General features: G+C 52.7%; 21 protein-coding genes, 1 pseudogene and 1 other annotated feature. Of the genes and pseudogenes, 13 read left to right on the top strand and 9 right to left on the bottom strand.

What is annotated here, in order from left to right; all coding sequences use genetic code 11:
• Positions 1-6: 6 nt before the first annotated feature.
• The 6 genes from N4599_RS08145 to N4599_RS08120 all read right to left on the bottom strand — a co-directional run bounded on the left by N4599_RS08145 (position 7) and on the right by N4599_RS08120 (position 6266).
• Complete coding sequence (locus N4599_RS08145) at positions 7-762, bottom strand: sulfite exporter TauE/SafE family protein (protein ID WP_191363587.1); 756 nt, start codon at positions 760-762, stop codon at positions 7-9.
• A gap of 13 nt (positions 763-775) precedes the next feature.
• Positions 776-1966, bottom strand: a complete 1191-nt coding sequence (locus N4599_RS08140) for an MFS transporter (RefSeq protein ID WP_191363586.1) — start codon at positions 1964-1966, stop codon at positions 776-778.
• Positions 1967-2213: 247 nt separating this feature from the next.
• Complete coding sequence (locus tag N4599_RS08135; protein ID WP_194176587.1) at positions 2214-3152, bottom strand: L-lactate dehydrogenase; 939 nt, start codon at positions 3150-3152, stop codon at positions 2214-2216.
• A gap of 161 nt (positions 3153-3313) precedes the next feature.
• Positions 3314-4333, bottom strand: coding sequence for a zinc-dependent alcohol dehydrogenase family protein (locus N4599_RS08130; protein WP_260899006.1), 1020 nt, complete (start codon positions 4331-4333; stop codon positions 3314-3316).
• A gap of 111 nt (positions 4334-4444) precedes the next feature.
• Positions 4445-4855, bottom strand: a complete 411-nt coding sequence (locus N4599_RS08125; protein WP_003713558.1) for a VOC family protein — start codon at positions 4853-4855, stop codon at positions 4445-4447.
• A gap of 424 nt (positions 4856-5279) precedes the next feature.
• Entirely contained in the window at positions 5280-6266 is a 987-nt protein-coding gene (locus tag N4599_RS08120) for a LacI family DNA-binding transcriptional regulator (RefSeq protein ID WP_260899004.1), read from the bottom strand.
• A gap of 146 nt (positions 6267-6412) precedes the next feature.
• Positions 6413-6656: a binding site (T-box leader), on the top strand.
• Positions 6657-6737: 81 nt separating this feature from the next.
• On the opposite strand from N4599_RS08120, the gene N4599_RS08115 reads away from it, so the two are divergent.
• From N4599_RS08115 to N4599_RS08095, 5 genes are all read left to right on the top strand, one after another.
• Complete coding sequence (locus N4599_RS08115) at positions 6738-7589, top strand: MetQ/NlpA family ABC transporter substrate-binding protein (RefSeq protein ID WP_003713637.1); 852 nt, start codon at positions 6738-6740, stop codon at positions 7587-7589.
• Between the two features lie 10 nt (positions 7590-7599).
• Positions 7600-8664, top strand: coding sequence for a methionine ABC transporter ATP-binding protein (locus tag N4599_RS08110; RefSeq protein ID WP_260898997.1), 1065 nt, complete (start codon positions 7600-7602; stop codon positions 8662-8664).
• Positions 8657-9346: a methionine ABC transporter permease gene (locus N4599_RS08105; RefSeq protein WP_007124787.1), complete on the top strand. Its 690-nt coding sequence runs from the start codon at positions 8657-8659 to the stop codon at positions 9344-9346. Before N4599_RS08110 ends, N4599_RS08105 begins: the two co-directional genes overlap by 8 nt.
• A 21-nt stretch (positions 9347-9367) precedes the next feature.
• The gene (locus tag N4599_RS08100) at positions 9368-10507 is read left to right on the top strand and encodes an ArgE/DapE family deacylase (protein WP_260898992.1); all 1140 of its coding nucleotides are present in this window, start codon (positions 9368-9370) and stop codon (positions 10505-10507) included.
• Positions 10508-11050: 543 nt separating this feature from the next.
• Positions 11051-12439, top strand: a complete 1389-nt coding sequence (locus N4599_RS08095; RefSeq protein WP_419719957.1) for a PTS transporter subunit IIC — start codon at positions 11051-11053, stop codon at positions 12437-12439.
• Between the two features lie 84 nt (positions 12440-12523).
• Here the strand turns inward: N4599_RS08095 and msrB are convergent, their stop codons facing one another.
• The gene (gene msrB / locus N4599_RS08090) at positions 12524-12955 is read right to left on the bottom strand and encodes a peptide-methionine (R)-S-oxide reductase MsrB (RefSeq protein ID WP_062812550.1); all 432 of its coding nucleotides are present in this window, start codon (positions 12953-12955) and stop codon (positions 12524-12526) included.
• 126 nt (positions 12956-13081) lie between these two features.
• Between msrB and N4599_RS08085 the strand changes: the two genes are divergently transcribed.
• A complete protein-coding gene (locus tag N4599_RS08085; protein WP_260898989.1) occupies positions 13082-13213 on the top strand; it encodes a hypothetical protein in 132 nt (43 codons plus the stop codon).
• 263 nt (positions 13214-13476) lie between these two features.
• Here N4599_RS08085 and N4599_RS08080 read toward each other — a convergent pair whose 3' ends face one another.
• Positions 13477-14613, bottom strand: coding sequence for an alkaline phosphatase family protein (locus tag N4599_RS08080; protein WP_260898987.1), 1137 nt, complete (start codon positions 14611-14613; stop codon positions 13477-13479).
• The gene (locus N4599_RS08075) at positions 14610-15065 is read right to left on the bottom strand and encodes a hypothetical protein (protein ID WP_224757977.1); all 456 of its coding nucleotides are present in this window, start codon (positions 15063-15065) and stop codon (positions 14610-14612) included. Before N4599_RS08075 ends, N4599_RS08080 begins: the two co-directional genes overlap by 4 nt.
• Positions 15066-15447: 382 nt before the next feature.
• Between N4599_RS08075 and N4599_RS08070 the strand changes: the two are divergent.
• The 7 genes and pseudogenes from N4599_RS08070 (at position 15448) to N4599_RS08040 (ending at position 23746) form a co-directional block, all read left to right on the top strand.
• Positions 15448-16331: pseudogene (locus tag N4599_RS08070) on the top strand (SDR family NAD(P)-dependent oxidoreductase).
• Positions 16286-17143 carry a 2-keto-3-deoxygluconate permease gene (locus tag N4599_RS08065; protein WP_260898984.1) on the top strand — a complete coding sequence of 286 codons (858 nt, stop codon included), beginning with the start codon at positions 16286-16288 and terminating at the stop codon, positions 17141-17143. Before N4599_RS08070 ends, N4599_RS08065 begins: the two are co-directional and overlap by 46 nt.
• A gap of 344 nt (positions 17144-17487) precedes the next feature.
• Positions 17488-18825: a Mur ligase family protein gene (locus N4599_RS08060; protein ID WP_260898982.1), complete on the top strand. Its 1338-nt coding sequence runs from the start codon at positions 17488-17490 to the stop codon at positions 18823-18825.
• A complete protein-coding gene (locus N4599_RS08055; RefSeq protein ID WP_191363576.1) occupies positions 18825-19529 on the top strand; it encodes a type 1 glutamine amidotransferase in 705 nt (234 codons plus the stop codon). The genes N4599_RS08060 and N4599_RS08055 overlap by 1 nt, the downstream gene beginning before the upstream one ends.
• A 149-nt stretch (positions 19530-19678) precedes the next feature.
• Positions 19679-21487 carry a heavy metal translocating P-type ATPase gene (locus N4599_RS08050; RefSeq protein ID WP_260898978.1) on the top strand — a complete coding sequence of 603 codons (1809 nt, stop codon included), beginning with the start codon at positions 19679-19681 and terminating at the stop codon, positions 21485-21487.
• A gap of 16 nt (positions 21488-21503) precedes the next feature.
• On the top strand, positions 21504-22445 hold the full coding sequence (gene hemH / locus N4599_RS08045) for a ferrochelatase (RefSeq protein WP_260898974.1): 942 nt from the start codon (positions 21504-21506) through the stop codon (positions 22443-22445).
• A complete protein-coding gene (locus N4599_RS08040; RefSeq protein WP_260898972.1) occupies positions 22442-23746 on the top strand; it encodes an Nramp family divalent metal transporter in 1305 nt (434 codons plus the stop codon). Before hemH ends, N4599_RS08040 begins: the two co-directional genes overlap by 4 nt.
• The last annotated feature ends 20 nt before the right edge of the window (positions 23747-23766 follow it).

Genomic DNA, 23766 nt, shown 5'->3' with positions numbered 1-23766 from the left:
CTAATGTCACAACGCGGTCCGGAGACCCATCACGATGATGAAGGCCCCCATAAAGAGTTTGATAATCCGTGCCCGGGCCGGCTTAGCAGTCATCCAGAGGACAATCGGCGGGGCCAGAAAAGCACCGACCAGCGAGCCGGCAATCAGGCCGCCTGCCGCGTGCCAGTCAATACTGCCGCCACTGATGTGCAAGAGGGCGCCGACAACCGACATCCCGACCAGGACGTAGGCAGAGGTGGCAGACGCGGCGGCCATTGACGCGCCAAGGAGCAGCAGGCCTGTCGTAATCGGGCCGCCACCACTCAGGCCGGCGATTCCCACCATCAGGCCGCCCATGATGCCGTACAGGACACTGGCCGCTTCCGGTGAAAGACGGCTCTGGTGCCCCGCTTTCGGTTGCCGGTAGAGTTTGACAATTAACTGGACACCGAGAAAGATCAAGATCAAGCCAATCACCAGCTTGTAGACCCGCTCTGGCAGCCAGGGCGAGATGAAAAACCCGACAAAGATACTTGGGATCGCCGCAATCAGCATCCGGTTGCCAAGCCTAAAATTTATCAGCCCACGCCGGTAGTAGGACCAGGAGCCCATTATCAATGCTGGCAGCGACGTAACAATCGACGTGGCCGCCGCGGCACCTGGCGACAGTTGAAAAATGGCGGTTAGAACCCCCAGGTAGATGGCACCACCGCCACCACCCAGGGAGATTACGAAAATTCCAACCGCCAAACCGACGATAACCATTAACAATAGATTTCCCATTAGTATTACCCTCTTATGCGTTTACTCGGTTCAAGTGTTCCAACCCAACGGTAATGATAAACGAAATCGCCAAAAATACAATTACGATCCAGTAGGGGTACTGGTAATTAATATCCAGTAAAGCCCCGGAAATCAGTGGCCCGATAATGTTCCCAACGCTGGTCAGCGACATGTTGACCCCGTTGAGCAGGCCCTGGTTGTTTTTACTCATCTTGGTCAGGAGGGTCGTAATCGCCGGCCGCAGCATATCAAAGGCCTCAAAAACGACCAGGGTGGCTACAATCAGCTGCCAGTGGGAGTGGTCGTAGATGACAAAGGCCGTCCCGATGGCGCTGGCAAAGAAGCAGTAGCGGATCACCCGCACTTCTCCCCACCATTGCACCATCCGGTCAAAGAGGAAGACCTGCAGGATTAGGGAGATAATTCCGTTCAGTGTTAAGACCAAGGCAATGGATTGCAGGTCAAAATGGTGGACCTCGTTAACATACAGGCTGTAAATGCTCTCGAAGCCGGCCAGTCCAAACGCCATGATGAAAATCATCAGGAAGAGCATCGTCATCACCGGGGTCAGCAGTGATTTCACCTGGGCCCAGCCCCCCTCAAGCAGGGCGTCCTCCGGATTCTTCGTGCTGCTCTTAAACCGCTCGTCGCTGTCCTTCGGCAAAAGGATTACCGCTACCACCGTACTGATAATTCCGAGGATCCCGGCCACCCAAAACGGGAACTTGTAGCTGATGTTAGCTAAGATTCCGCCCAGGCCAGGGCCCAAAATCAGCCCGCCACTAAAGGCCGCCGATAGCCAGCCGATAACCTTGGCGCGGTCCTTAACGCTGGTCAGGTCCGCGGCCAGGGCCATCGAGGTCGGCACAAACATGGCGGCGGATAGCCCGTCAACCGCTCGCGACAGGTCGAAGAGCCAGAGCCGCTGGGACAGGGCAAAGACAAATTCCGCGATGGAAAAGACCAGCAATCCCCAGACCAGCATCGGCTTCCGCCCCGTCTTATCCGAGATCCGGCCGACAATCGGCGAAGCAATAAACTGGACAAAGGCAAAGAGGGACGACATTACCCCCATGTCAAAGGCGGAAAAGTGGTACTCGTTTTTGATAAATGGCATCACTGGGAAAATCAGGCTCATCCCCAGACAAATCAGGAATTCGCAGAAGATTACCACGGCGATAATGCGCTTGACTTCTTTGCTCACGATTAATACTCCTTTCCGTTATCTTGATCGCAAAAGAAAGGGAGCGTGACAGAAGTCATTTATGACTTCGTTTTCACGCCCCCGCGAGCGTAAATAGGGTTCCAGAGTTCGGTTATACCGGACACTGGAACCCATTTGCGTACCGCGCTGTTCGTATTTGAACTTAGTAAAAGTACTTACGTCACAGTCCCTTTTATTTAATGTTCTAATGGCTTAGTTTATCACCAACCAGCCCTTCTGGCCAGCATTATGCTTGCTTGTTAGCGGCCAAACTTTCCTGGTACTTTTCCTTGATGAAGTCCGCGGAGGTCTGGAGTTTCTTTAGTTCCTCGTCCGTCAAGTCGAGCTGGGCTTGTTCAACAATCCCGTCACGGCCAACGACGGCTGGGTAGGACAGGTAGCAGTCGTATTCCTTGCGGTAGTTTGATACCGGCATTTCAGTCAAGGCATCGGACAAGATGGTATTGACTAAGCGCACCGCGGCGGTCGCGACCCCGTAGCTAGTGTACTTTTTGCCCTTGAAGACGGTCCAGCCGCCCATCTTGGCCTCCTGATCCAGCTTATCCAGGTCGAGGCCCTTTTGCTTTGCCAGCTCCGTAATTGGCTGGTCAAGGACGCGGACGGTTGACCAGGCTGTAAACTGGGAATTCCCGTGCTCCCCAAGGTTGTACCCAGCGACGGAGCGGGGATCGACGTGGAGGCGGTCAGCCACGGCCCGCTTCATCCGGGCGGAGTCGAGCAGGGTCCCGGTGCCGATGATGTGTTCCTTCGGCAGACCGGTCACGGATTGGTAAATCGAGGTAATCACGTCGACGGGGTTGGTAATGACCACGATTTTACCGTGAAAGCCACTCTCCTTAATCTTTTGGGCAACCGCCGGAACCTGTTGGCGAGTGAATGGCAGTTCAGCGAACCGGTCGGCATTTGGGTTGTCCTGGAGCTTAATGTTACCGAGGGCAGAAACGATGACGTCGGTGTCCTGGAGCTGTTGGTAATCATTAACGTAAATATTGGTGTGGTGAAGTAGGTTTGCCATCGCATCCTTGAAGTCCAACGCGTCGGCGTTAACCTTATCTGCGTTGCTGTCAATCAACACCAGGTCATCCGCGAAGCCATTCGCAACGATGTAGTGGGCAACTGTGGAACCGACATGGCCCATCCCGATAACTGCTACTTTCCGTGTCATTAAGAAGACCCCTTTCATTAATCGATAATGCGATTATTTCTCATCGAAATCTAATATAACATATGAGCTAGGGCTTGGCTAGGTGCAAAAAAATAGGGAAGCCCAGCACCACGCTCGACTTCCCTGCTAAAAGCGGTTAATTATCTTATTTTTTCTATTTATTAAGCGTCTTCGCCGGCAACCTTGACGATTGCCTTAGAAATGTTGCCGAGCTTGCCACTGACAAAGTCTTCGACGTGGGCAAAGTCCAGCACGTTGGAAATCAGCGGCAGCGGGTCCACGTCACCGGATTGCAACAGGGCAATGGAGTCTTCAAAGGTGTACGGGTTGATGAAGGAGCCCTGGATGTGGAGCTGCTTTTGGTAAACCTTGTAGGTGTTGACCTTGAACTCTGAGTCTGGGTTTCCAACCCCAAACATCAGAACCTGGCCGCCACGCCGCGCTGCTTCAACGGCTTGTTCCTGGGTCTTTGGCAGGCCGACCGCTTCGACAACGATGTCATAGGAATCCGGCTTGATAGCATCTGGTTCCTTAATATTATTGATCGTCTTAAAGCCAAAGTGCTTCCGGTTGTTCTCCAGTTTTTCATCAACGGTCCCGGCCAGGGTGACTTCCTTGACACCCCGGGACTTCAGGATTTGGGCAATCAATTGACCTTCAAAACCATCACCGATAATCAGCGCTGTCTGGTACGGGTGCGTTTCCAGCAGGTCAACCCCGTGGGCAGCACAGGAAATTGGTTCGATTACGGCCGCTGCTTCAAGCGAAACGTTGTCTGGAACATGGTAAACTACTTCTTCCGGAGCAGTGAAGTATTCCGCAAAGCCCCCATCCCGGGTAACACCAACAGCGTCGAGGTGTTCACATAATTCGGGGCGGGAAGTCCGGCAGTAGAAACACTTGTGACAGTAGATGTTCGGATCAACGCTGACCCGGTCGCCTACCTTGAAGTCCTCTACTTTACTGCCGACTTCGGCAACTACCCCCGAGTTTTCGTGCCCCAAGACAATCGGTGGAACGGCATCGGCTGACCCTGGCAGTCCATTGTAGAGGGCCTTGTCGGTCCCACAGATTCCGGCCCACGCGGTGTGAACCAGCACCTCATTCGGCTTCACCGTTGGCTTCTGGTAGTTGTCATCGACTTCTAATTGTTTCTTACCCGTCATTACTAATGCTTTCATGAGATATACCTCCTCAAATCATTCCTACGAGGCTGGGTATTAGCTCAGCTTCCTCACTGCTGTTAACAAATGGTGCGCCAGCACAGTTTAAACGGCCGGCCCAAATTCTGACTAGCCCTTGACTACTTCACAAAATTCAACCGTTTCGTCGTTTGGCCCAACGATGTTAAAGAACTTGATGCCGTGCTTCCAGAAATCGAGGTGTTGCACTTCATCTTCCTTGACGTTGAAGCCCTCTTCCTTAGCCGCCTTGAACGCGCCATCCGCATCCTCGACGTTCAGGGAAATATGGTTAATCGCCCCGGTTTGGTGAACGGCGCCATCGCTATCCCAGATTTCTAACATTAAATGACCATACTTCATAAAGACTACCTGGTGGCCCTGGTCATCGGTGTCAAACTGCCCCTGCTTCTTAAAACCCAGTTTTTCCCAAAAGGCAATTGTCTTTGGCAGGTCATCGGTCGGAATCCCCACGTGTGCTAAATCATCAAAATACCCGGCAAGGCTCTTATTGAATGCCATTGCACGACGCCTCCTTGAAATGTGTTTATTTCTTTCAACAGTTATTATGATAGGGCTTACATTTTAATATGTCAACCGGTTAACACTAGCGAAAACGTTTATCATTTTTATATATTAACCGGTTACCATCTATGGAATGCAGATTCCACGTGTGATTAGGAAGGGGCTGCTTTTTCAATAAAAAAATTTTATCGACCGCCCGGAGATCTTGGCAGCAAAAAAACGAGGCTGGTGAGAAAACGATGGTTTTCTCACCAGCCTCTTGCTAGTTCTTAACTATTATAAAGATAAAAATGCAACAGCGCAGTTAGTTCAAACGCTGATCAATCAGCATTTGCCCAACCCAAAATAGGCTTGCTGCGCGGCGACGGAGGGGGGATGACGAACTATCCTGTTCCACTCTCTTGTCTTGCCCCACTATTTATCAAGCTGTTCCCCCGTCAATTAGCTTAACTGGGAGCTGCACAGAACCAGTGGCCTGTTCACCGGCAATTCGTTTCTGTAAAAGTTCTACCGCCCGCTTCGCCATCTCGTCGATTGGCTGCTGAATTGTGGTTAACTCTGGCAGCAGGGTCCGGGTCATGTTGGCCCCATCGAAGCCGACTACCTTTAAATCATGGGGAATATGACGGCCCCGTTTCCGTGCAACCTGGATAATCAGGCTCGCGTTAGTATCGTTATCGGCAAACACGCCGTCAACTTCCGGATGCTCGGTAAAGAGCCGGTTAAAAATCGCCTGTTTCTCCTCATCGGTACTGTCAAAGTTGACCTCATAAGTAATCGCCGGGCGGTGCCGGGCCTGCATTAATTCTTCATAAGCCCGCCGGCGCTCCAGGTTTGGTGACGGCAAGCCGTGGGGATAATTAGTATGGATAATATGCTGGCAGCCATCATCTAGCAGCCGTTGCGTAGCCATCCTGCCACCGGCATAGTTATCCGCCGCCACCACCGGAATATCCTTGCTCACCCAGCGTTCAATCGAAACAATCGGCAACTGGGTATCCCGGTACTGCTTAATGCCTTCGTTGTGGGCCCCAACGATCAGACCATCGACCTGTCCATTGAGCAGCTGGCGCAAGTAGGCCTCTTCCCGCTCAGGATTATTTTGACTGTTGCCCATCAGGACCCGGTAGCCCTGCCGGTAGAGTTCCTGGTCCAGCTGAGCCTCCAGCTGGGCAAAGAAGGGGTTATCGACCGTCGGAAAGACTAGCCCGACCAGGTTAGTCTTCTGCTGGAAGAGCTGCCGGGCGATGACGTTAGGCCGGTAGTGGAGCTCCTGCATCGCCTGGTGGACCCTATCGATTGTCCCCTGGCTCAGGTAGCCCCGGTGATTAAGCACCCGGGAAACCGTGGTTTTGGAAACCCCAGCGACCGCGGCCACGTCTTCTAACTTTACTGCTTGTTTTTTCATATTACCCCAACCCGCTTTAGTATTTGTGCCTATTATACCGCACTGGTAAAATGATTAACCCCACCTTTTTTTGAAAAAAGATTAAAAAAGCCGTTGACAAAAATGAGAATAACATTATAATTGGTGACAATAAATTAATCAAACGTTAAAACATATCGAAAGGCAGAGTAAACGCCCAAGCTGTTCAGAGAGTTGCTGGTTGGTGGAAAGCAATGAGTCTAAGCGTTGAAGATGGGCCTGGAATGGTACCGGTGATTGTTAGCCGGTAACGGGTTAGCACACGTTACAAGTGCTGGGTAATTCTAAGAATTAACTTAGAGTCACCCACTAAGGTTAGGCTGGTGACGGCCTAACAAACAAAGGTGGTACCGCGAAGCATTCGTCCTTTTACTAGAGGACGGGTGCTTTTTTTGTGGCAACGGTTGGTTAATTAACATTATATTTTTTGAAAAACGAAAGGGAGTTTTGATTATGAAGAGAAGAAAGAAACGCAATGCAATTATTTGGGCAGTGGTCGTCGTGGTCGTTCTGATCGCGGGTTACTTTAGTTTTGTCCGGCCACAGCAACAGGCCGCTAAGACCGTGACGGTCGGAATCATGGCTAGCTCCAAGGCCGATGATCACATCTGGAATTCGGTTGCCGAAACCGCCAAGGACAAGTATGGGGTAACGGTTAAGTTCCGGCGCTTCACCGATTACAACCAGCCAAACAAGGCTCTGGAAAATGGCGATGTTGACCTGAACGCTTTCCAGCATAAATTGTTCCTGCAAACCTGGAACAAGGCTCACCACACCGACATCGTCGCTCTCGGTGACACGTTCATCACCCCAATCCGGGTCTACTCCAACAAGTACAAGAACATTAAGGACCTGCCAGACGGCGCAACCGTGGCAGTACCAAACGATGCTTCCAACGAATCCCGGGCCCTCTTCGCACTGAAGAACGCTGGCCTCTTCAACTTAAAGAAGGGAACTAAGCTGGCAACCGCCTCCTCCATCACTGATAACAAGAAGAACATCAAGATCAAGGAACTGGCTGCCGACCAAACTGCCCGCTCCCTGGACGATGTCGACGCCGCTGTGGTGAACACCAACTACGCTCAGGCAGCCGGCCTGAACTACAAGAAGGCGATCTTCGTGGAACCAATCAACCAGGATTCCAAGCAGTGGGTCAACATTATCGCGGTTCAGAAGAAGAACAAGAACAACAAGGCTTACAAGGACGTTGTGAAGGCTTACCAGACTGAAAAGACGAAGCAGCTGATCAAGAAGTACTACGGCTCATCCGAAATTCCAGCCTGGGATCTCAACTTTAACAAGTAGGAGGCAGCGTATGGCGAACCCAATTATTGACTTACAAGACATTGACGTCACCTTCAAGCAGGGCAAAGAAGTTGTCCACGCGGTCAAAGATGTGTCGTTATCAATCGAAAAGGGCGATATTTACGGTATCGTCGGCTACTCCGGGGCCGGGAAATCGACCCTCGTGCGGACTATCAACCTCTTGCAAAAGCCGACTGATGGCACCGTGACCATCGACGGCGACGTCTTTTTCAAGGACCACCAGCAACAGTTGTCCAACAAGGAACTGCAGAAAAAACGGCGGTCCATCGGGATGATTTTCCAGCACTTCAACCTCTTGAACGAAACCTCAGTGATTGAAAACGTCCTCTTCGCGCTCAAACACAGCGACCTGGACGACGATGCCCAGGAAAAGAAGGCTTACGAGCTACTCGAACTGGTCGGCCTAAAAGACAAGGCAGAATTCTACCCTGTCCAGCTGTCCGGTGGCGAACAGCAGCGGGTTTCCATCGCCCGGGCACTGGCCAACGATCCGGCCATCTTAATTTCGGACGAAGCGACGTCAGCCCTCGACCCGCAAAATACTAACCAGATTTTGGACCTGCTCAAGAAGCTCAACACCGAACTAGACTTAACGGTGGTCCTGATCACCCACGAGATGGACGCCGTCAAGCGGGTTGCAAACAAGATCTCAGTCATGGAACACGGGCAAATCATCGAACGGGGTCCCCTGCAAAAGGTCTTCTTGCAGCCGCAACGGGAATTGACCCGGCAGTTCGTCGGCGGGTCCTTGGCCGCCATCGACACCCTCAAGGCCTTCAACCTCGACCAGCTCGGCCCTGACGAGGACCTCTTCCAGCTGGTCTACAACGGCAACAACGTCACCAAGTCAATCATTATCGAGCTCTACAAGCAGCTCGGCGTGGAAGCAAGTATGCTTTACGGGAACATCGAAATCCTTGGTGGTGAGCCGGTCGGTACCCTGTTTGTCGTCGTTAAGGGCGATGAGCAGCAGCGCCAAGTCGCGGTTAAGTTCCTGCAAGACAGTAAGGTTACCGTAACGAAGATTGATGATAGGAGGATTTGGCATGAGTAGTTTTTTACCAAACGTCGTACAGCTCGGCTGGGGAGGCGATAACGGCTGGGGAACCTCCATCGGCCAAACCATTTACATGACCGTCTGGCCAGCAATTATCGGCGGCCTGATCGGGCTTGCCTTTGGGGTGGCCCTGGTCGTCACCGAACCCGGGGGCATTCTGGAAAATCGCCTACTCTTTAACATCTGTGACAAAGTGGTTTCAGTTTTCCGGGCCATTCCGTTCATCATCTTACTGGCCTTTATTGCCCCAGTGACCCAGGCAATCGTGGGGACCCAGATTGGGACCACGGCCGCCCTGGTTCCCCTGTCGATCGGCTTTTTCGCCTTTTACGCCCGGCAGGTCCAGGTGGCGCTCAAGAGCGTTGACCAGGGGAAGATTGAAGCGGCCCAAGCGATTGGGTCGACAAATAAGGACATTATCTTTGACGTCTACCTCCGCGAATCACGTTCTGAGCTAGTCCGGGTCTCCACCGTTTCCCTGATTAGTCTGGTCAGCCTAACCGCCATGGCCGGAGCAATCGGTGCCGGCGGCTTAGGTAACACCGCCATCTCCTACGGTTACGACCGGTTCAACAACGACGTTACCCTGGTTGCGACCCTGCTGGTCCTCTTGTTCGTTCTGATTATCCAAGTCATTGGCGACCTGCTAGCCAAGAAGCTCAACCACCAGGACCGCTAAAATTGTGAGGGGGAAAGGAAAATGAAAGCAAGCGAACAGGTGCAGGTTCTGCAAGATTTGATTCGGATTCATTCCGCCAATGGCAACGAAATTGAGGTAGCAACCTACCTGAAACAGCTACTGGCAGAACACGGAATTGCCGCTCAAATTGACGAATTTGGCGACCGCCGGGCAAACCTGACGGCCCAAATCGGCCGGGGCAGTGATGACCGGGTCCTCGGCCTGACCGGCCACATGGATACCGTTGCCGTCAACAGCCCCAAGAGCTGGCAGCACGACCCCTTCGGTGGGGAAATTGTCGGCGAGCGGCTTTACGGTCGGGGCGCGGCGGACATGAAGAGTGGCCTGGCCGCCGAAGTGTTAGCACTGATTGAACTCCAAGAGGCCGGCGAACTGCCGAACGGGACCGTCAAGCTGATTGCCACTGCTGGTGAAGAACTCGGCACCCCGGGAGCGAACCGCTTAGCCAGCCAGGGCGCAGCGAACGAGCTCAGTGCCCTGGTTGTCGGCGAGCCCACCGGCGGGAACGTTATCTTCGCCCACTCCGGCAGCCTCAACTACGAGGTTACCAGCACTGGCAAGACGGCCCACAGCTCGATGCCGGCCCAGGGAATCAACGCCATCACCGGACTGGTAAAGTTCATCGAAGCCGAAAGCAGCCTGTTCGCTGACGCTCCCGTTGACCCCTACCTCGGCAAGGTCCAGCACAGCGTCACCGTGATTGAAGGTGGGCACCAGGTCAACAGCATCCCCGATACCGCGAAGTTGGAGGGGAACATCCGCCCCACCCCGGCCTGTGATAACCAGGAAGTTGCGGCCCGGCTTAACCGGGTGATTGACCAGATCAACCACCAAACTCCCTTTCACTTGAAGCTAAATATTTTCTGGGACTATCACCCCATCAGCACGGACCCCAATAGTGACTTTGTCCAGTCAGCGCTCCGGGCTGCTCAGCGTTTCTTCCCCCACCCGGTCACGACCGGAATCATCAATGGGGCAACGGACGCCAGCGTTTTCCGTCGCCAACGGCCAGACCTGCCCGTCATCGTCCTCGGCAGTGACGCCTGGGACGTAGCGCACGCGACTGACGAGTACACGACGATTCCTACTTACCTCGCGACGGTGAAGACCTACAAGCAGATTATCAGGGACTTTTTCTAAATTTTATCAGGACGTGGGACAGCACTAGCCAGGCTAGTCGTTTTCCCACGCCCTGCTTTTGTTTATTAAGCAGCTAAGCAGATTTACTTTCGATTCTAAAGTACTGCTGGCACAATCCTTAACTTTCCCTAAGCAAATGATAAGCATTTCACCCTAATTGCTCAGAAAAAAATTAGCTAATTATTATCTTCGCGAAGCGCTATCATTGTTATAATATGAGTGTAAACAAAAGATTAATTAACTAGAAAGGGTGTTTACCATGATGTCAGCTTTAAGTAATGCAATTGCCGTTGTAAGTTTCCTTGGGATTCTGATTGCCTCTGCTGCTGGGATGTTTATGGGTAAACCACAAAATTAATTAACTTACAGAGCAATTATTCATTTTATACCGGCACCGGCCAGGAAAGTTCTTAGCTTTTCTGACCGGTGTTTTTGCTAATGACGTTATAATGGGGATAGTCTAAAGAAGGGAGCGTGCTTTTCTTGCTCGAATTTATTAATCACTTTTTTAATGCCTTTGGTGCCGCCGTGGTGGTCCCAATTATGATCTTCATTATCGCCCTCTGCCTGCGGGTGCCGGTTAAAACAGCCGTCCGTTCCGGCCTTTACGCTGGGGTCGGGCTCACCGGCTTTTCCTGGATTATCGGCGAATTCACCCCGGTAGTCACCAAGATTATCCGGCAGATGGTCGATAATTCCGGTATTCATCTACCCGTCGTTGATATCGGCTGGCAGGCTGGCTCACTCGCCAGCTTCGGTTCCTCGGTTGGGCTGACCTTTTTCGTTTTTGGTTTGGTTGCTGAGTTTATCCTCTTCGCGGTGGGCATCACCAAGGTGTTTATGCCTTCTAACCTCTGGAACAATTTTGGCTTTATGATCTGGGGAACGGTTGCGTACTACGTTACCAAAAACTACTGGCTAGCCCTGGGCCTGTCGTTTTTCATGCTCCTCTACTCCCTGCTGCTGGCAGAAATTCAGGCTGATAGCTGGTCCCGTTACTACAAAGTCAATAACGCGACTGTCTGTGCGCCCCACAACATCGTCCAGACGGTCCCAGCCATCCTTCTGGACCCGCTCTGGAACCTGCTCGGCTTTAACAAGGTGAAGTTCACCCCGCAGAGTCTCCAGCAACGGTTGGGCATTTTAGGTGAGCCAACCGCGCTGGGGGCAATCCTCGGGCTGATTATCGGGATCCTCGGCAACCTTAACCGGCTGGGCAGCTACCAGGCCTGGGCCCAAATTTTACAGTTCGCCGTCCAACTATCCGCCGTAATGACGATTTTCCCCCTGGTCACCAACGTCTTTGCTAAAGCCTTCACCCCATTGGCAGATAGCATTGACCAGCACCGGCAGCGAAACGCTGGAAGTTCTGCTTCCGCTGATTCAGTCAACGATCGCAAGCGCTGGTTTTTGGCCGTTGACGACGGGGTAGGTTATGGTGAGTCAGCAACCATCATTTCGGGGATGATCCTGATTCCAATCATGGTTGCCCTGGCCTTTATCCTTCCTGGCAACCGAACTCTGCCAGTCGTCGACCTTATCTCCCTGCCGTTCATGGTGGAATCGATTGTCGCCCTCACCAACGGTAATATTCTCAAGGTCATCGCTAACGGAATCGTCTGGTTCAGCATCGGCTTGTACTGTTCCAGCTGGTCGGCTGCGATGTATACCGGAGCCCTCAGACACTACGGCGCCGTAATTCCCGCGGGGATCGTCCTCGTTACCAGCATCAACCTGATGGCCCGGCCGCTGAACGCCCTGGTTTTCGCCGCGTTCATCTCCCAAAACCCGTACCTGATTGGCAGCTGCATCGTGGTTTACCTAGTCCTCCTAGTAGCCCTCCGCCGCTACCGACCCCAAATCTGGCGCTACCTTCGCCGGATGGCCGATGCGAATGTCGGCACCGTGACGGCAAAAGATAAGCACGTTTAACCCCTGACCGGGCTGGACACCTTTTAAACCAGAATGGTCTCCAGAAGTTGGTAATGTCCACACTTCTGGAGACCATTTTATAAATCATTGTTTAAATAAACGCACGTACTCACCATAACCGGCAGCTTCGAGCTGGTCAGCTGGAATAAAGCGCAGTGCCGCGGAATTGATGCAGTAACGCAGGCCCCCACGTTCCTGGGGCCCATCGGTAAAGACATGGCCGAGGTGCGAATCCGCCTCCCGACTGCGCACCTCCGTTCGTTCCATCCCAAACGACTGGTCGCGTTTTTCCTTAACGGCACGCCGGGCCAGCGGCTTCGTAAAGGCCGGCCAACCGCAGCCAGAATCATACTTGTCCAGTGACGAAAACAGCGGCTCACCGCTCACCACGTCGACGTAGATCCCCGGCTGGTCAAACTGGTCGTACTTGCCAGTAAAGGGCCGTTCCGTAGCGGCTTCCTGGGTAACGGCATACTGGATGGGGGTTAACTTTTCACGCAGGTTCTTTTTCTCCATCGCAATCCCTCCTTCTGCCTAGCTTACCATAAATCCATCCCCTACCCCACTATCCTGCTCAGTGCAAATTAGTTGTCAAAGCGACCCGTTCAAGGATAATAGAAGGAAAGCGTTAAGGAGGAGCTAATGTTTGAATTACCAGCTGGAATCGGTCAGGTCCACGCGATGAACGAGTTGTTTAAAACGGATCCGCGGGTAGCGATTCTCGTCTTAATCCTAATCATCGCCCTGGCCTTTTACTTTAATTCCCGTCGCTAAAGAGCTGTCCCATAAGCTAAATGAGGCTGGGAATTAACTCAACCTCTTAAATATTTTATAGATTAATAATGCCTCAGCGCAGTAGCTGGCTGGCAGTTCAAGCGCTGATAAATCAGCGTTTGACCAACCCCAAATAGGCTTGCTGCGCGTCGTAGCCATCCTTGCGGAGGTTCGAAGAGGCTAGCTGCGCGTCGAAAGACAAACGCCCCAAATCAGCTCGCTAGCCGATTTGGGGCGTTCTTTCTCACTCTCCATTGTATTTTCTAAAGCAGCAAGGAGCGGAAGCTGTGACCGTAACCGCGCGCTTGGTCGTCAGCTAAGCCAAGAACGTCCTGAATCGTTGCTGCGATGTCGGCCAGCGTTGACCTGTCCGCCAAGCGCCCGCCCCGCAGGGATGGCGAGTATGCCAGCAATGGCAGCCATTCCCGAGTACTCCCCTCACCAGCAAAGGCCGGATCATTACCGTGGTTAGCCGTGATTAATAATAAGTCGTCAGTGCGGACCAACGGTAGTACTTCTGCCAAGTGGCGGTCGACTTCCATCAAACGCTGACCACTTTTCTCCGGATCCCGCTGGTAGCCAGCCCGGTCAATTTCATGAACGGGGACCATGTACAAGCCGGTGGCTGTCTCTTCCCGCAATGACGTTTGCAAATCAGAAAACGCCGTCATACCAGCAATAACTTTTACTGGCTGGTGGGCAGCCCAGATCCGTTCAACCACTGTCGGTTGGGGCGGCCGCATATAAAAAATCTGTTGCTCTGTTGGGCGGTAGTAATACCGACCCGGTCCCCCAGCAAAGGGGAGCATGGTTACCTGCTGGAGGAGGCCACTGCTCTCTTCATCGAACCAGTGACGAATGAACCGGCCAAGCCGGGCAAACTCATCGCCCGTAATCGTGGCCGCGTGCGCGCTGACTACCATGTCTGAACCTCCGCTAGTGCTGACCAGCAGGCCGTCAGTGGCTACTTGGATGTCACCATAGTCTTCGAGCAGGTGCTGAAGCTGGTAAGGAGCATTGACTAATACCGGCCGGTGAAATTGCCGTTCCAGCTGGTGAACGAAGGTGGCTGAAAAACCGCTGGGATAGGCGGTGGGTTCCTGCGTGCTAACAGCCCCCAGCAATTCCCAGTAGTCCTCAAGCGCTGATTTCCCAGAAGCCATCTGCCTTAACCGGCCGTAATAGCTGTGACCCTGAACGGCCGGCTGAGTGAAAGCCCCTGGGTGGAGAGCCATCAAGCCCAGGCTCTGTAAAACTGGCAACTGGAGACGGGCACGGAAATGTCCCGCTAAGTGACCAAGGGTATCCGCACCGCTGTCCGAGAAAGCGGCGGCGTCGGGAGCCGCGCCCAACCCCAGGCCCTCCACAACTACTAAAATGACTCGCTTGAATTTAGTCATTTACCCTCCCCGTGCTTTTTAAGCCTTTCTACTGCTTGCTGGTAATACTTTTCCGCCTCAGCAGTCGGCATCCGGCGAATAGTGGTCAAGAACTTAATTACTTCATCCGCAGACTGACCACTTCTGATAAGGTCACAAACAAGGTTGAGGCGTTCATCGTTGGCACCCTGTTCATGACCCTTTTTAACAGCCTGACGGCGATCATGCTCAATCTCCATCTCGTAAACCGTTCGTAACATATATTCTCTCCTCCATTTCCGGTTCTGCTTAACAAAGGCAACTCGTTTTCTTAATTGTACGATGAAATCATCACTCTCATCAACATTACGGCCGGCTAGCAAGTCCAGAAAATTTTGCAGTGGCTGACTAACGGTGTGCGATAGGCTGGTTACGTCAAAGCATAAACTCACTTCACCATCGCCGAGCCGGTGGCGCCAATCAGTTACTTGCATATCATCCATCCTTGGTATCCCTAGTTAATAAATACGGGAAGTGATGATTTTCTGCACTAAAATAAGTCGTTCTTAACTTGCAAGCCGGTATAGCCGAACTTTTAATTCATACTTTGCAAAATTTTTAATGAAGTAGATTTTATATGAGATTTATATGAGATTAATAAAAAAACAGAGCAAATAATAATCTTAGCTTCCAGAAGCGATTTGATTGTTTTTCCATCGCAAAAATACAATGGTAGCTGTTTAGGCCTGAAAAGTCACCTTTTAAAACACATTGCTGCAAAATTGAATAGATTGTCAATATTATATACGATACAATCATTTTTCAGTAAGCGCTTACGTAATCAACAAACAATACCATTTTCAATTAGAGGTGATTATGATGATTTATGACTACCAAGGTAAGACCGCAATCGTAACTGGTGGCGCTAAAGGGATTGGGAAAGAAGTCGTTCAAGGAATTATTAACGGTGGCGGGAAAGTTGCCCTATTAGACATTGATGATGCAGCCGCTCAAGCAGTGGCAGCAAAGTTTGCCGGTAAAGTTAAAACTTACCATGTCGACCAGGGAAACCGGCACGAAGTTAACGAGCAATTCAGCACAATTATTGATGATTTTGGCAAGATAGACGTCTTGATCAACGTTGCCGGGGTCATCAGCGCCAAGTCCTTTGACAGCCTTCCACCAGAAGAATGGGTCGAACAATCAAAATTAACTTAACCGGTCCATATAACACCGTTCACGCAATCTGGCAGCATTTTAAAGCCAATGGCGGGGGCCGAATCGTCAATGTCTCCTCTGTTGCCGGCAAGATTGGTGGCGGCCTGTTGGGCACTGTCGCCTACGCTTCCTCTAAGGCCGGCTTAAACGGCTTTACCAAAGTTATTGCTAAGGAAGGCGGGAAGGACGGTATTGCTGCAAACGCAGTTGCCCCTTCATTCACTCACACCTCAATGACGACCTCACTAGTAGAAGACCCGGATAAGAATGCTAAAGTCATTGGCATGATCCCGCTCGGTCGTGCAGCGGAGCCAGTAGAAATCGCACAAATGATTCTCTTCTTTGGTTGTGACGCGGCCAGCTTTATCACTGGAGAAATTGGTGACTGCGATGGCGGGCATCGTGATGGATGGTTAAAGAAGGGACAGGTTTTCATGAGTTCTACTAAAAAGCAAAGAAAAAATTTTCTATCCCCGGTGGGAACATTATTATTCCCATGTTTATCGGAGCGTGTATTAACTCCCTCTTCCCTTCATGGCTGAAAATAGGTGGTTTTACCACCCCGTTAGCGCAAGGGTCTGGCGCGCTTGTCGGGGCATTCCTTTTCGTTATTGGTGGTTCCATCTCGTTCCGGTCTACCGGTGCTGCAATCAAACGCGGTGGAACGATTATTTTAACCAAGGTGATTGTTGCGGTCGCCCTCGGCTTATTCGTCGGCAAAGTTCTTAATAATAATTTTCTTGGCCTGAGTGCATTAGCAATTATTGGCACAATGTCTTGTGCTAATAACGCCATGTATGCCGGAATCGTCCACGACTTTGGCGATAATATCGATGAGGCTGCCGTTGGAATTACCATTCTAGCCGTTGGCCTGTATATTACAATGATTGCTTTAGCCTCCTCGGGCTTGGCTTCGTTCTCACTTATTACACTGGTCGCCACCATCCTCCCCCTGCTAGTGGGGATGGTGCTGGCTAACCTCTTCCCGGCGATTAAGAAAATCCTGAATGATGGCATGAATGCCTCAATCGTTGTCGTTGGCTCTGCGTTAGGGTGTACGATGAACTTCCAGCAAATATTCACTGGTGGTTTATCCGGCATCCTCCTAGGCTTTGTCGTTACCTTTGTCGGTGGTATCTGCGCGATTCTTGCCGACAAATTAACCGGTGGTTCTGGGGTCGCTGGTGCCGCAATTTCTAGCTGTGCCGGTGCAAATATGGCGACCCCGGCTGCGTTAGCGGCAGTTGATGCTAGTTATAAATCAGTAGTCGGGACCGCAACCGCGCAAATTACTGCCGCTGTTGTTGTTACCGCCATAACAAGCAAAAAGCAGCGCAATAGGTTCAAACACTGATAAGCCAGCGTTTGACCATCCAAAAGAGCCTTGTCGCGCACTGAAAGACAGACACCGAAATCAGCTTGCCAGCCGATTTTCGGTGTTTTTTTCACTCTCCCAACCACTTTTTTGTCACAAAGCTAATCTTAGGAAATCCCGTTGACGGTTTCGCCCTAAAGCCACCCATTTCAAACTGAAATCAGTGGGATTAGAAATACATACCGCCCCATTCGGCCACCCAGGTAGCTGCCCATACCTCCGGGAAATTAATCCTTTTCAAATTCACAAAATCTTCATATAATATTCAAGAGAATTTCTGACTTAGCTCAGAAGCAATTTTAGACCAGAAAGGAAACATCCATATGTCTTTCAAAAGCTCTGTCGCGGCAGGAGTTGGACACCTCTCCTACTCTGTCCTCCACGACGTTTTTAACCGTGGGAGCTCCCTCCCCGGCCTCATCGCTCTGAAAATCGATCCGGATATTTTATACCACTACAAGGACCGTTACGACTTTGTAATCGTTGGTGGAACGAACGGTAAAACGACCGCCACCGCCCTCGCCGTCCAGGCCCTCAAGCAAAAGTACTCGGACGTCCTCTACAACCCGACCGGTTCAAACATGAAGCGGGGAATCGCCACGATCTTCGTGTCCGCTCCTAAGCCGAAGAAGAAGGGCCTGGCCGTCCTGGAAGTCGACGAAGCCAACATCGTCCGGATCGTTAAATACTTTAAGCCGAAAGCCTTCGTCTTTACCAACCTTTTCCGGGATCAGCTCGACCGGTACAGCGAACTGTACGCCACCTGGGACCGGATGCTGGAAGGTGTCCGGATGGCGCCGAACGCAACGATTATTGCCAACGCCGACGACCCGATCTTTAACTCCGTCGACCTGCCAAACCCCCGCGTGTGGTACGGTTTTGACGACCAGCCAATGGGTGATTTGGAAGCCCCATCTAATACTGACGGGGTCGTTTGTCCGAAGTGCCACCACATCATCCACTACGGCTTCATCACCTACGGCGGGCTCGGCGCCTACTTCTGTCCTAATTGTGGTCACAAGCGGCCAGCACTGGACTACCGGGTTACGGCCGTTGACGAAATGACCTCAGCGGACTCCACCGTCAAGTTTGATGATTACGAATTCAAGATTCCGGTAGGGGGCTCCTATAACATTTACAATGCCCTCGCCGCTTACTCCCTGTCCCGCTTCATGGGGGTTGACCAGGAAGCAATCAAGACGGCCTTTGAAAAGAGCCCCGAAATTTTCGGTCGGCAGGAACGGGTCCAAATTGGCGACAAGGAAATGGTCATTATCATGGTCAAGAACCAGATCGGGGTCGACACCGTCCTGGATATGATTAAGACCGACAAGGATCCCTTCTCCTTTGCCTTTATGCTGACGGCTTTGCCTGCCGATGGCGAAGATACCTCCTGGATTTGGGACTGTAACTTCGAAACGTTAAAAGAACACGATATTCCTTACTACCTGGTCGGCGCGTCGAATTACAAGGACGCCGCTACCCGGTTCAAGTTTGGCGGCTTTACCGACGTTAACGTGGAACCCGATCCGGCCAAGCTGATCGACCGCATTAAAGAGATGCCAACGAAGCGTCTCTACGTGGTCACCTGTTACACCGCGATGCGTCAATTGCGGAAAGCCCTGGCCGAACAAAAATTAATCGATGGGGGGATGGAATAATGGCGACATACCAACTGCAACTTGCCCACCTCTACGGCAACCTACTGAACACCTATGGCGACCTCGGCAACATCATGGCACTCAAGTATTACGGTAGTCTCCTCGACATCGACGTCGCCAGCCGTGTTGTCAGTGTGGAAGACGATTTTAAGGCCGCTGATTACGACCTGATGGTGATTGGCGCCGGACAGAAGTTTGAGCAGTCAATCGCGCTGGAAGACATTCCAAGCAAGCACGATGAACTGGCAAAGTACATCGAAAATAACCAGCCGCTGCTGGCGGTCGGTGAAGGCTACCAGCTGCTCGGCCAATCCTATATTGACCAGCACGGCAACAAGGTAGCTGGTGCTGGCCTGCTTTCCCACCGTAGCGAACTACCGGCTGACCAGGAGCCAATCCAAGACGACCTGGTAGTCAAGACCAAGTGGGGGCTCAACTACCACGGTCACGAAAACCACGACCTGGTCACCTACTTGGGAAAGGACGAACAGCCTCTGGGCAAGGTCATCGAGGGCGTCGGGAATAACCAGGATGACGATACCGAGGGTGCGATTTACAAAAATGTCTTTTGTACCAATATGCACACGGTGCTTGACCGTAATGGCGACCTGGCAAAGCGGATGCTGATCACCGCCCTGGTCAACAAGTACCCGGATGCCGACCTGACACCCCAACGTGAATTCAAGATTGAACCAACCTACTAAAATATTGACGGCCCGTGACCTAGCGCTTGCTTGGTCCCGGGCCGTTTTTATCATAAAATCGCGGACAGAATTCTTCTGAACGCCTGATATCTCCATGCAAGTAAACTATAATAGGTACGTATGGAGTTTATCAAAGGGAAGTTAAAATAATGCAACGCTTATCAAACAAACAAAAACTATGGCTAACTATTATCATTGCGGGAATCGCCCTCATCTTACAGTACGGCTTCCACTACCCGCTGCTCGCCCAAATCATTGTCACCATCGCCGGGGCAATTGTTGCCTTGACGATGCTGGTTGGGATGGTTAAAACCCTGCGGTCCGGCAAGTACGGAGTCGACCTCCTGGCAATTCTCGCGGTCGTCGCTACCCTCGCGGTCAGCGAATACTGGGCCGCCATGGTCATCCTCGTTATGCTGACCGGTGGGGATGCACTGGAAGACTATGCAGCCAAGAAAGCCAATACCGAGCTCAAAGCACTGCTGGACAACTCACCACGCTTTGCCCACGTCGTCACCCCGGATAGCAGCAAGGACGTCCCGGTCAACGACGTCCCGGTGAGCGCCAAAATCATCGTTAAGCCCGGCGAGCTCGTTCCCATTGATGGCCTGATTATTAAGGGAACGGGCGAATTCGACGAGTCCTCGTTAACTGGTGAAGCCCGGCCAATCGCCAAAACGGTGGGTGATACGGTCATGTCCGGTTCTATCAATGGCGATGAGGCTATTACGCTGACGGTCACCAAGCTGGCCAAGGACAGCCAGTACCAGCAGCTGGTCAAACTCGTTCAGGAAGCAGAGCAGACACCGGCCCACTTTGTTCGTTTGGCCGACCGCTATGCCGTGCCGTTCACGGTTGTCGCAATCCTGATTTCACTCCTTGCCTGGTGGCTGTCTAAGGATCCCCGCCGCTTTGCCGAAGTCCTCGTCGTGGCTTCCCCCTGCCCGCTCATCCTCGCGGCACCAGTCGCGATGGTTTCTGGAATGAGCCGTGCTTCCCGGAATGGAATCGTTGTGAAAACCGGCAGTGTTCTTGAAAAACTGGCCGGTGCCCGGACCGGGGCCTTTGATAAAACTGGGACCATAACCAACGGCCACCTTACCGTTGCCCAAATCCTCCCTGCCGGGACAATTACTAAGGAACGGCTCCTCCACCTGGCCGCCAGCGCCGAACAAGACTCTTCCCACATTCTCGCCCGGTCGCTGCTCGCCTATGCTAGCCAGCATAACATTTCTCTAGCAGCGGTCTCTGGCTTGACCGAGGAAACAGGTAAGGGAATTACGGCAATGATTGAGGACCACCAGGTCAAAGTCGGCAAGCGGCAATTCGTCGCTCCCCAAAACCAACAGGCCGCCCTCGACACCACTGCCATCTACGTCAGTGTTGACGGGAACTATTACGGAGCCATCGCCTTTACCGACCACGTCCGGCCCGAAGCTGCCCAAACCATAGCAAAGCTAAAGGCCGCGGGGGTAACCAACCTGATTATGCTGACCGGGGACCAACGCGCCATTGCCCAGCAAGTCGCTAAGGCGGTAGGAATTTCCACGGTGAAGGCCGACCTCCTACCCCAGGATAAAATTGCGGCTCTCCAGTCCATCCCCCAAAGCGAGCACCCGGTCTTCATGGTCGGGGATGGGGTGAACGACGCACCTTCACTAGCCACGGCTGATGTTGGAATCGCGATGGGAGCGCACGGTTCGACCGCGGCGAGTGAAACGGCCGACGTTGTCATCTTAAAGGATGACCTGGCAAAGGTTGCCAAAGCGGTCACCATCTCCCAGGACACCCTCCGCATCGCCAAGCAGGCGGTCCTCATCGGAATCGCAATCTGCACGGTTTTAATGCTCATCGCCAGCACCGGGGTCATCCCCGCCTTTGTTGGTGCCATGCTGCAAGAAGTCATCGACACTGTTTCCATTTTATGGGCACTCAAGGCCCGGCAGTTACACAACTAAAGTGAGGAGTCGCAGAATGAAGAAGAACGGATTACTATTAGTCAACCTGGGTTCGCCCGCCACACCAACTACGGCCGACGTCAAACACTACCTCAACGTCTTTCTCAGCGACCGCAACGTGGTCACCATGCCGCCCGCACTCTGGCAGCCCATCCTAAAGGGCTTCGTCCTCCCAATGCGGTCCTGGCGGTCGGCAACCTTTTACCGGGATATTTGGACGGCAGAGGGGTCCCCACTCATCGTCTATACAGCACGGCTGACAAAGCGGGTGCAGGACCTCCTGCCTGATTGGGATGTCCGGATGGCAATGACTTACGAGCAGCCATCCATTCGGGAAACCCTGACGGCCATGCTCAACGCTGGCGAAGAGGTCCTCGTCCTGCCCCTCTTCCCCCACTTTACGCAGAGCACCACCCAATCGATCATTGACCAAGTCCACGCGGTCGACCCGACAATTCCGGTCATTGACCGTTTTGCTGACGAGCCGGCATACCTCCAACTGCTCGCCGACCACATCCAAGCGGCCTGGCAAAAAAAGAAGTACGACCGGCTCCTGATTACCTACCACGGGATTCCGACAGCCATGGTCAAACACGGCGACCCCTACCAGGAAGAAACCGAACGAACCACCGCTCGCCTGCGGCAACTGCTAGACATCCCAGACGAGCAAATTAAGATGGCCTACCAGTCGAAGTTTGGCCCGATGCCCTGGTTGAAGCCCTACCTACGCAATACCCTGATGCAGGAGGCCCAGCTGGGCAACCGCAATGTTTTGCTTGCGGTGCCGTCGTTTGTGACCGACTGCCTGGAAACTTTGGAAGAGGACGGGGTGCAAAACTACCAGGTCTTCCGGTCCAGCGGCGGTCAGGAGCTCGATCTCGTACCCGCCCTCAACGACCAGCCCGCCTTTGCCCGCTTCATCGCTGACCTGGCCCAGAAACGGGGCGTTCAAGCATGAAGAAGAAAAGTCTCGATGAAATCAACGGCAGCGTAAAAGTCCCGACGGTCTATGAATCAGCCTTCTGGCAAAAGTTCCTCGCGTACAGTGGCCCGGGGGCCCTGGTCGCGGTCGGTTATATGGATCCCGGCAACTGGCTGACCTCCCTCTCAGGGGGCGGCCAGTACGGCTACCAGCTTCTGATTGTCCTCTTCTGCTCCATCCTGATTGCAATGGTCATGCAGTCGCTGTCAATCAAGCTGGGCGTCGTTACCCGGACGGACCTGGCCCAGGCGATTGCCAGCCGGGTCAGCAAGCCCGTCCGCCTCACCCTCTGGCTCCTCAACGAAATCGCGATGATGGCGACGGACCTGACCGGGGTCGTGGGAACTGCGGTTGCCCTCAAGCTCCTCTTTGGCCTGCCCTTGGTGGTCGGGGTCCTGCTGACGATCGCCGACGTGCTGGTCGTCCTGCTCTTCCTCCGCTTCGGGATTCGAAGAATTGAATTTATCGTACTCTTCGCGATTTTAACCGTCGGTGTCATCTTCGCCGCGGAAGTTTGCCGGGCCCATCCCGCCGTCGTTGCCATTTTGGAGGGCTTTACCCCGCACGCCCAGATTCTAACCGACCACGCAGAGTTAGTTCTCAGTCTGGGAATCATCGGGGCCACCATCATGCCTCATAACATTTACCTCCACTCGGCCCTGGCTCAGAGCCGACGCTATGACGAACACGACCCCAAGCAGGTGACCGAGACTTTGAAGTTCGCCAACTGGGATTCAGTCATTCATCTAATTGCGGCCTTGATTGTCAACGCCCTCCTGCTGGTCCTGGGAGGAACGCTCTTCTTCCACCACGGCGATTTAACTAGCCTGCAAGAAGTCTTCTACGCGCTGAAAAATCCGGGAATCGTCGGCCACCTGGCGAGCCCGCTGATGAGCTGGCTCTTTGCCTTTGCGCTCCTGATTACCGGGCTGATTTCATCGATTACTTCGACCCTGTCTGGGCAAATCGTCATGGAGGGCTACATCAATATCCGCCTCCCCCTGTGGAAACGGCGCCTGCTGACCAGGTTCGTGACCCTGATTCCGATCCTCATCATCGGTTTCATCATCCGTTTCAATGAAAACCAGTTCGAACAGCTGATTATCTACGCCCAGGTAGTATTGAGCATCGCCCTGCCCTTTACCCTCTTCCCATTGGTTGCTATCACCAGCAACCGTGATCTGATGGGGCCCCACGTTAACCGGCGTTGGCAGATGGTTGTTTGCTACGCCCTGGTTGCCCTGATTACGGGGCTGAACTTGTCGGTCCTGTTTTAAAAAACCCGAAATGTCAATTT

The sequence above is a fragment of the Limosilactobacillus oris genome, assembly GCF_025311495.1.
Lineage (GTDB): Bacteria > Bacillota > Bacilli > Lactobacillales > Lactobacillaceae > Limosilactobacillus > Limosilactobacillus oris_A.
Note: the sequence above shows the minus strand (reverse complement) of the source record. Positions and strands in the feature narration are given on the sequence as shown.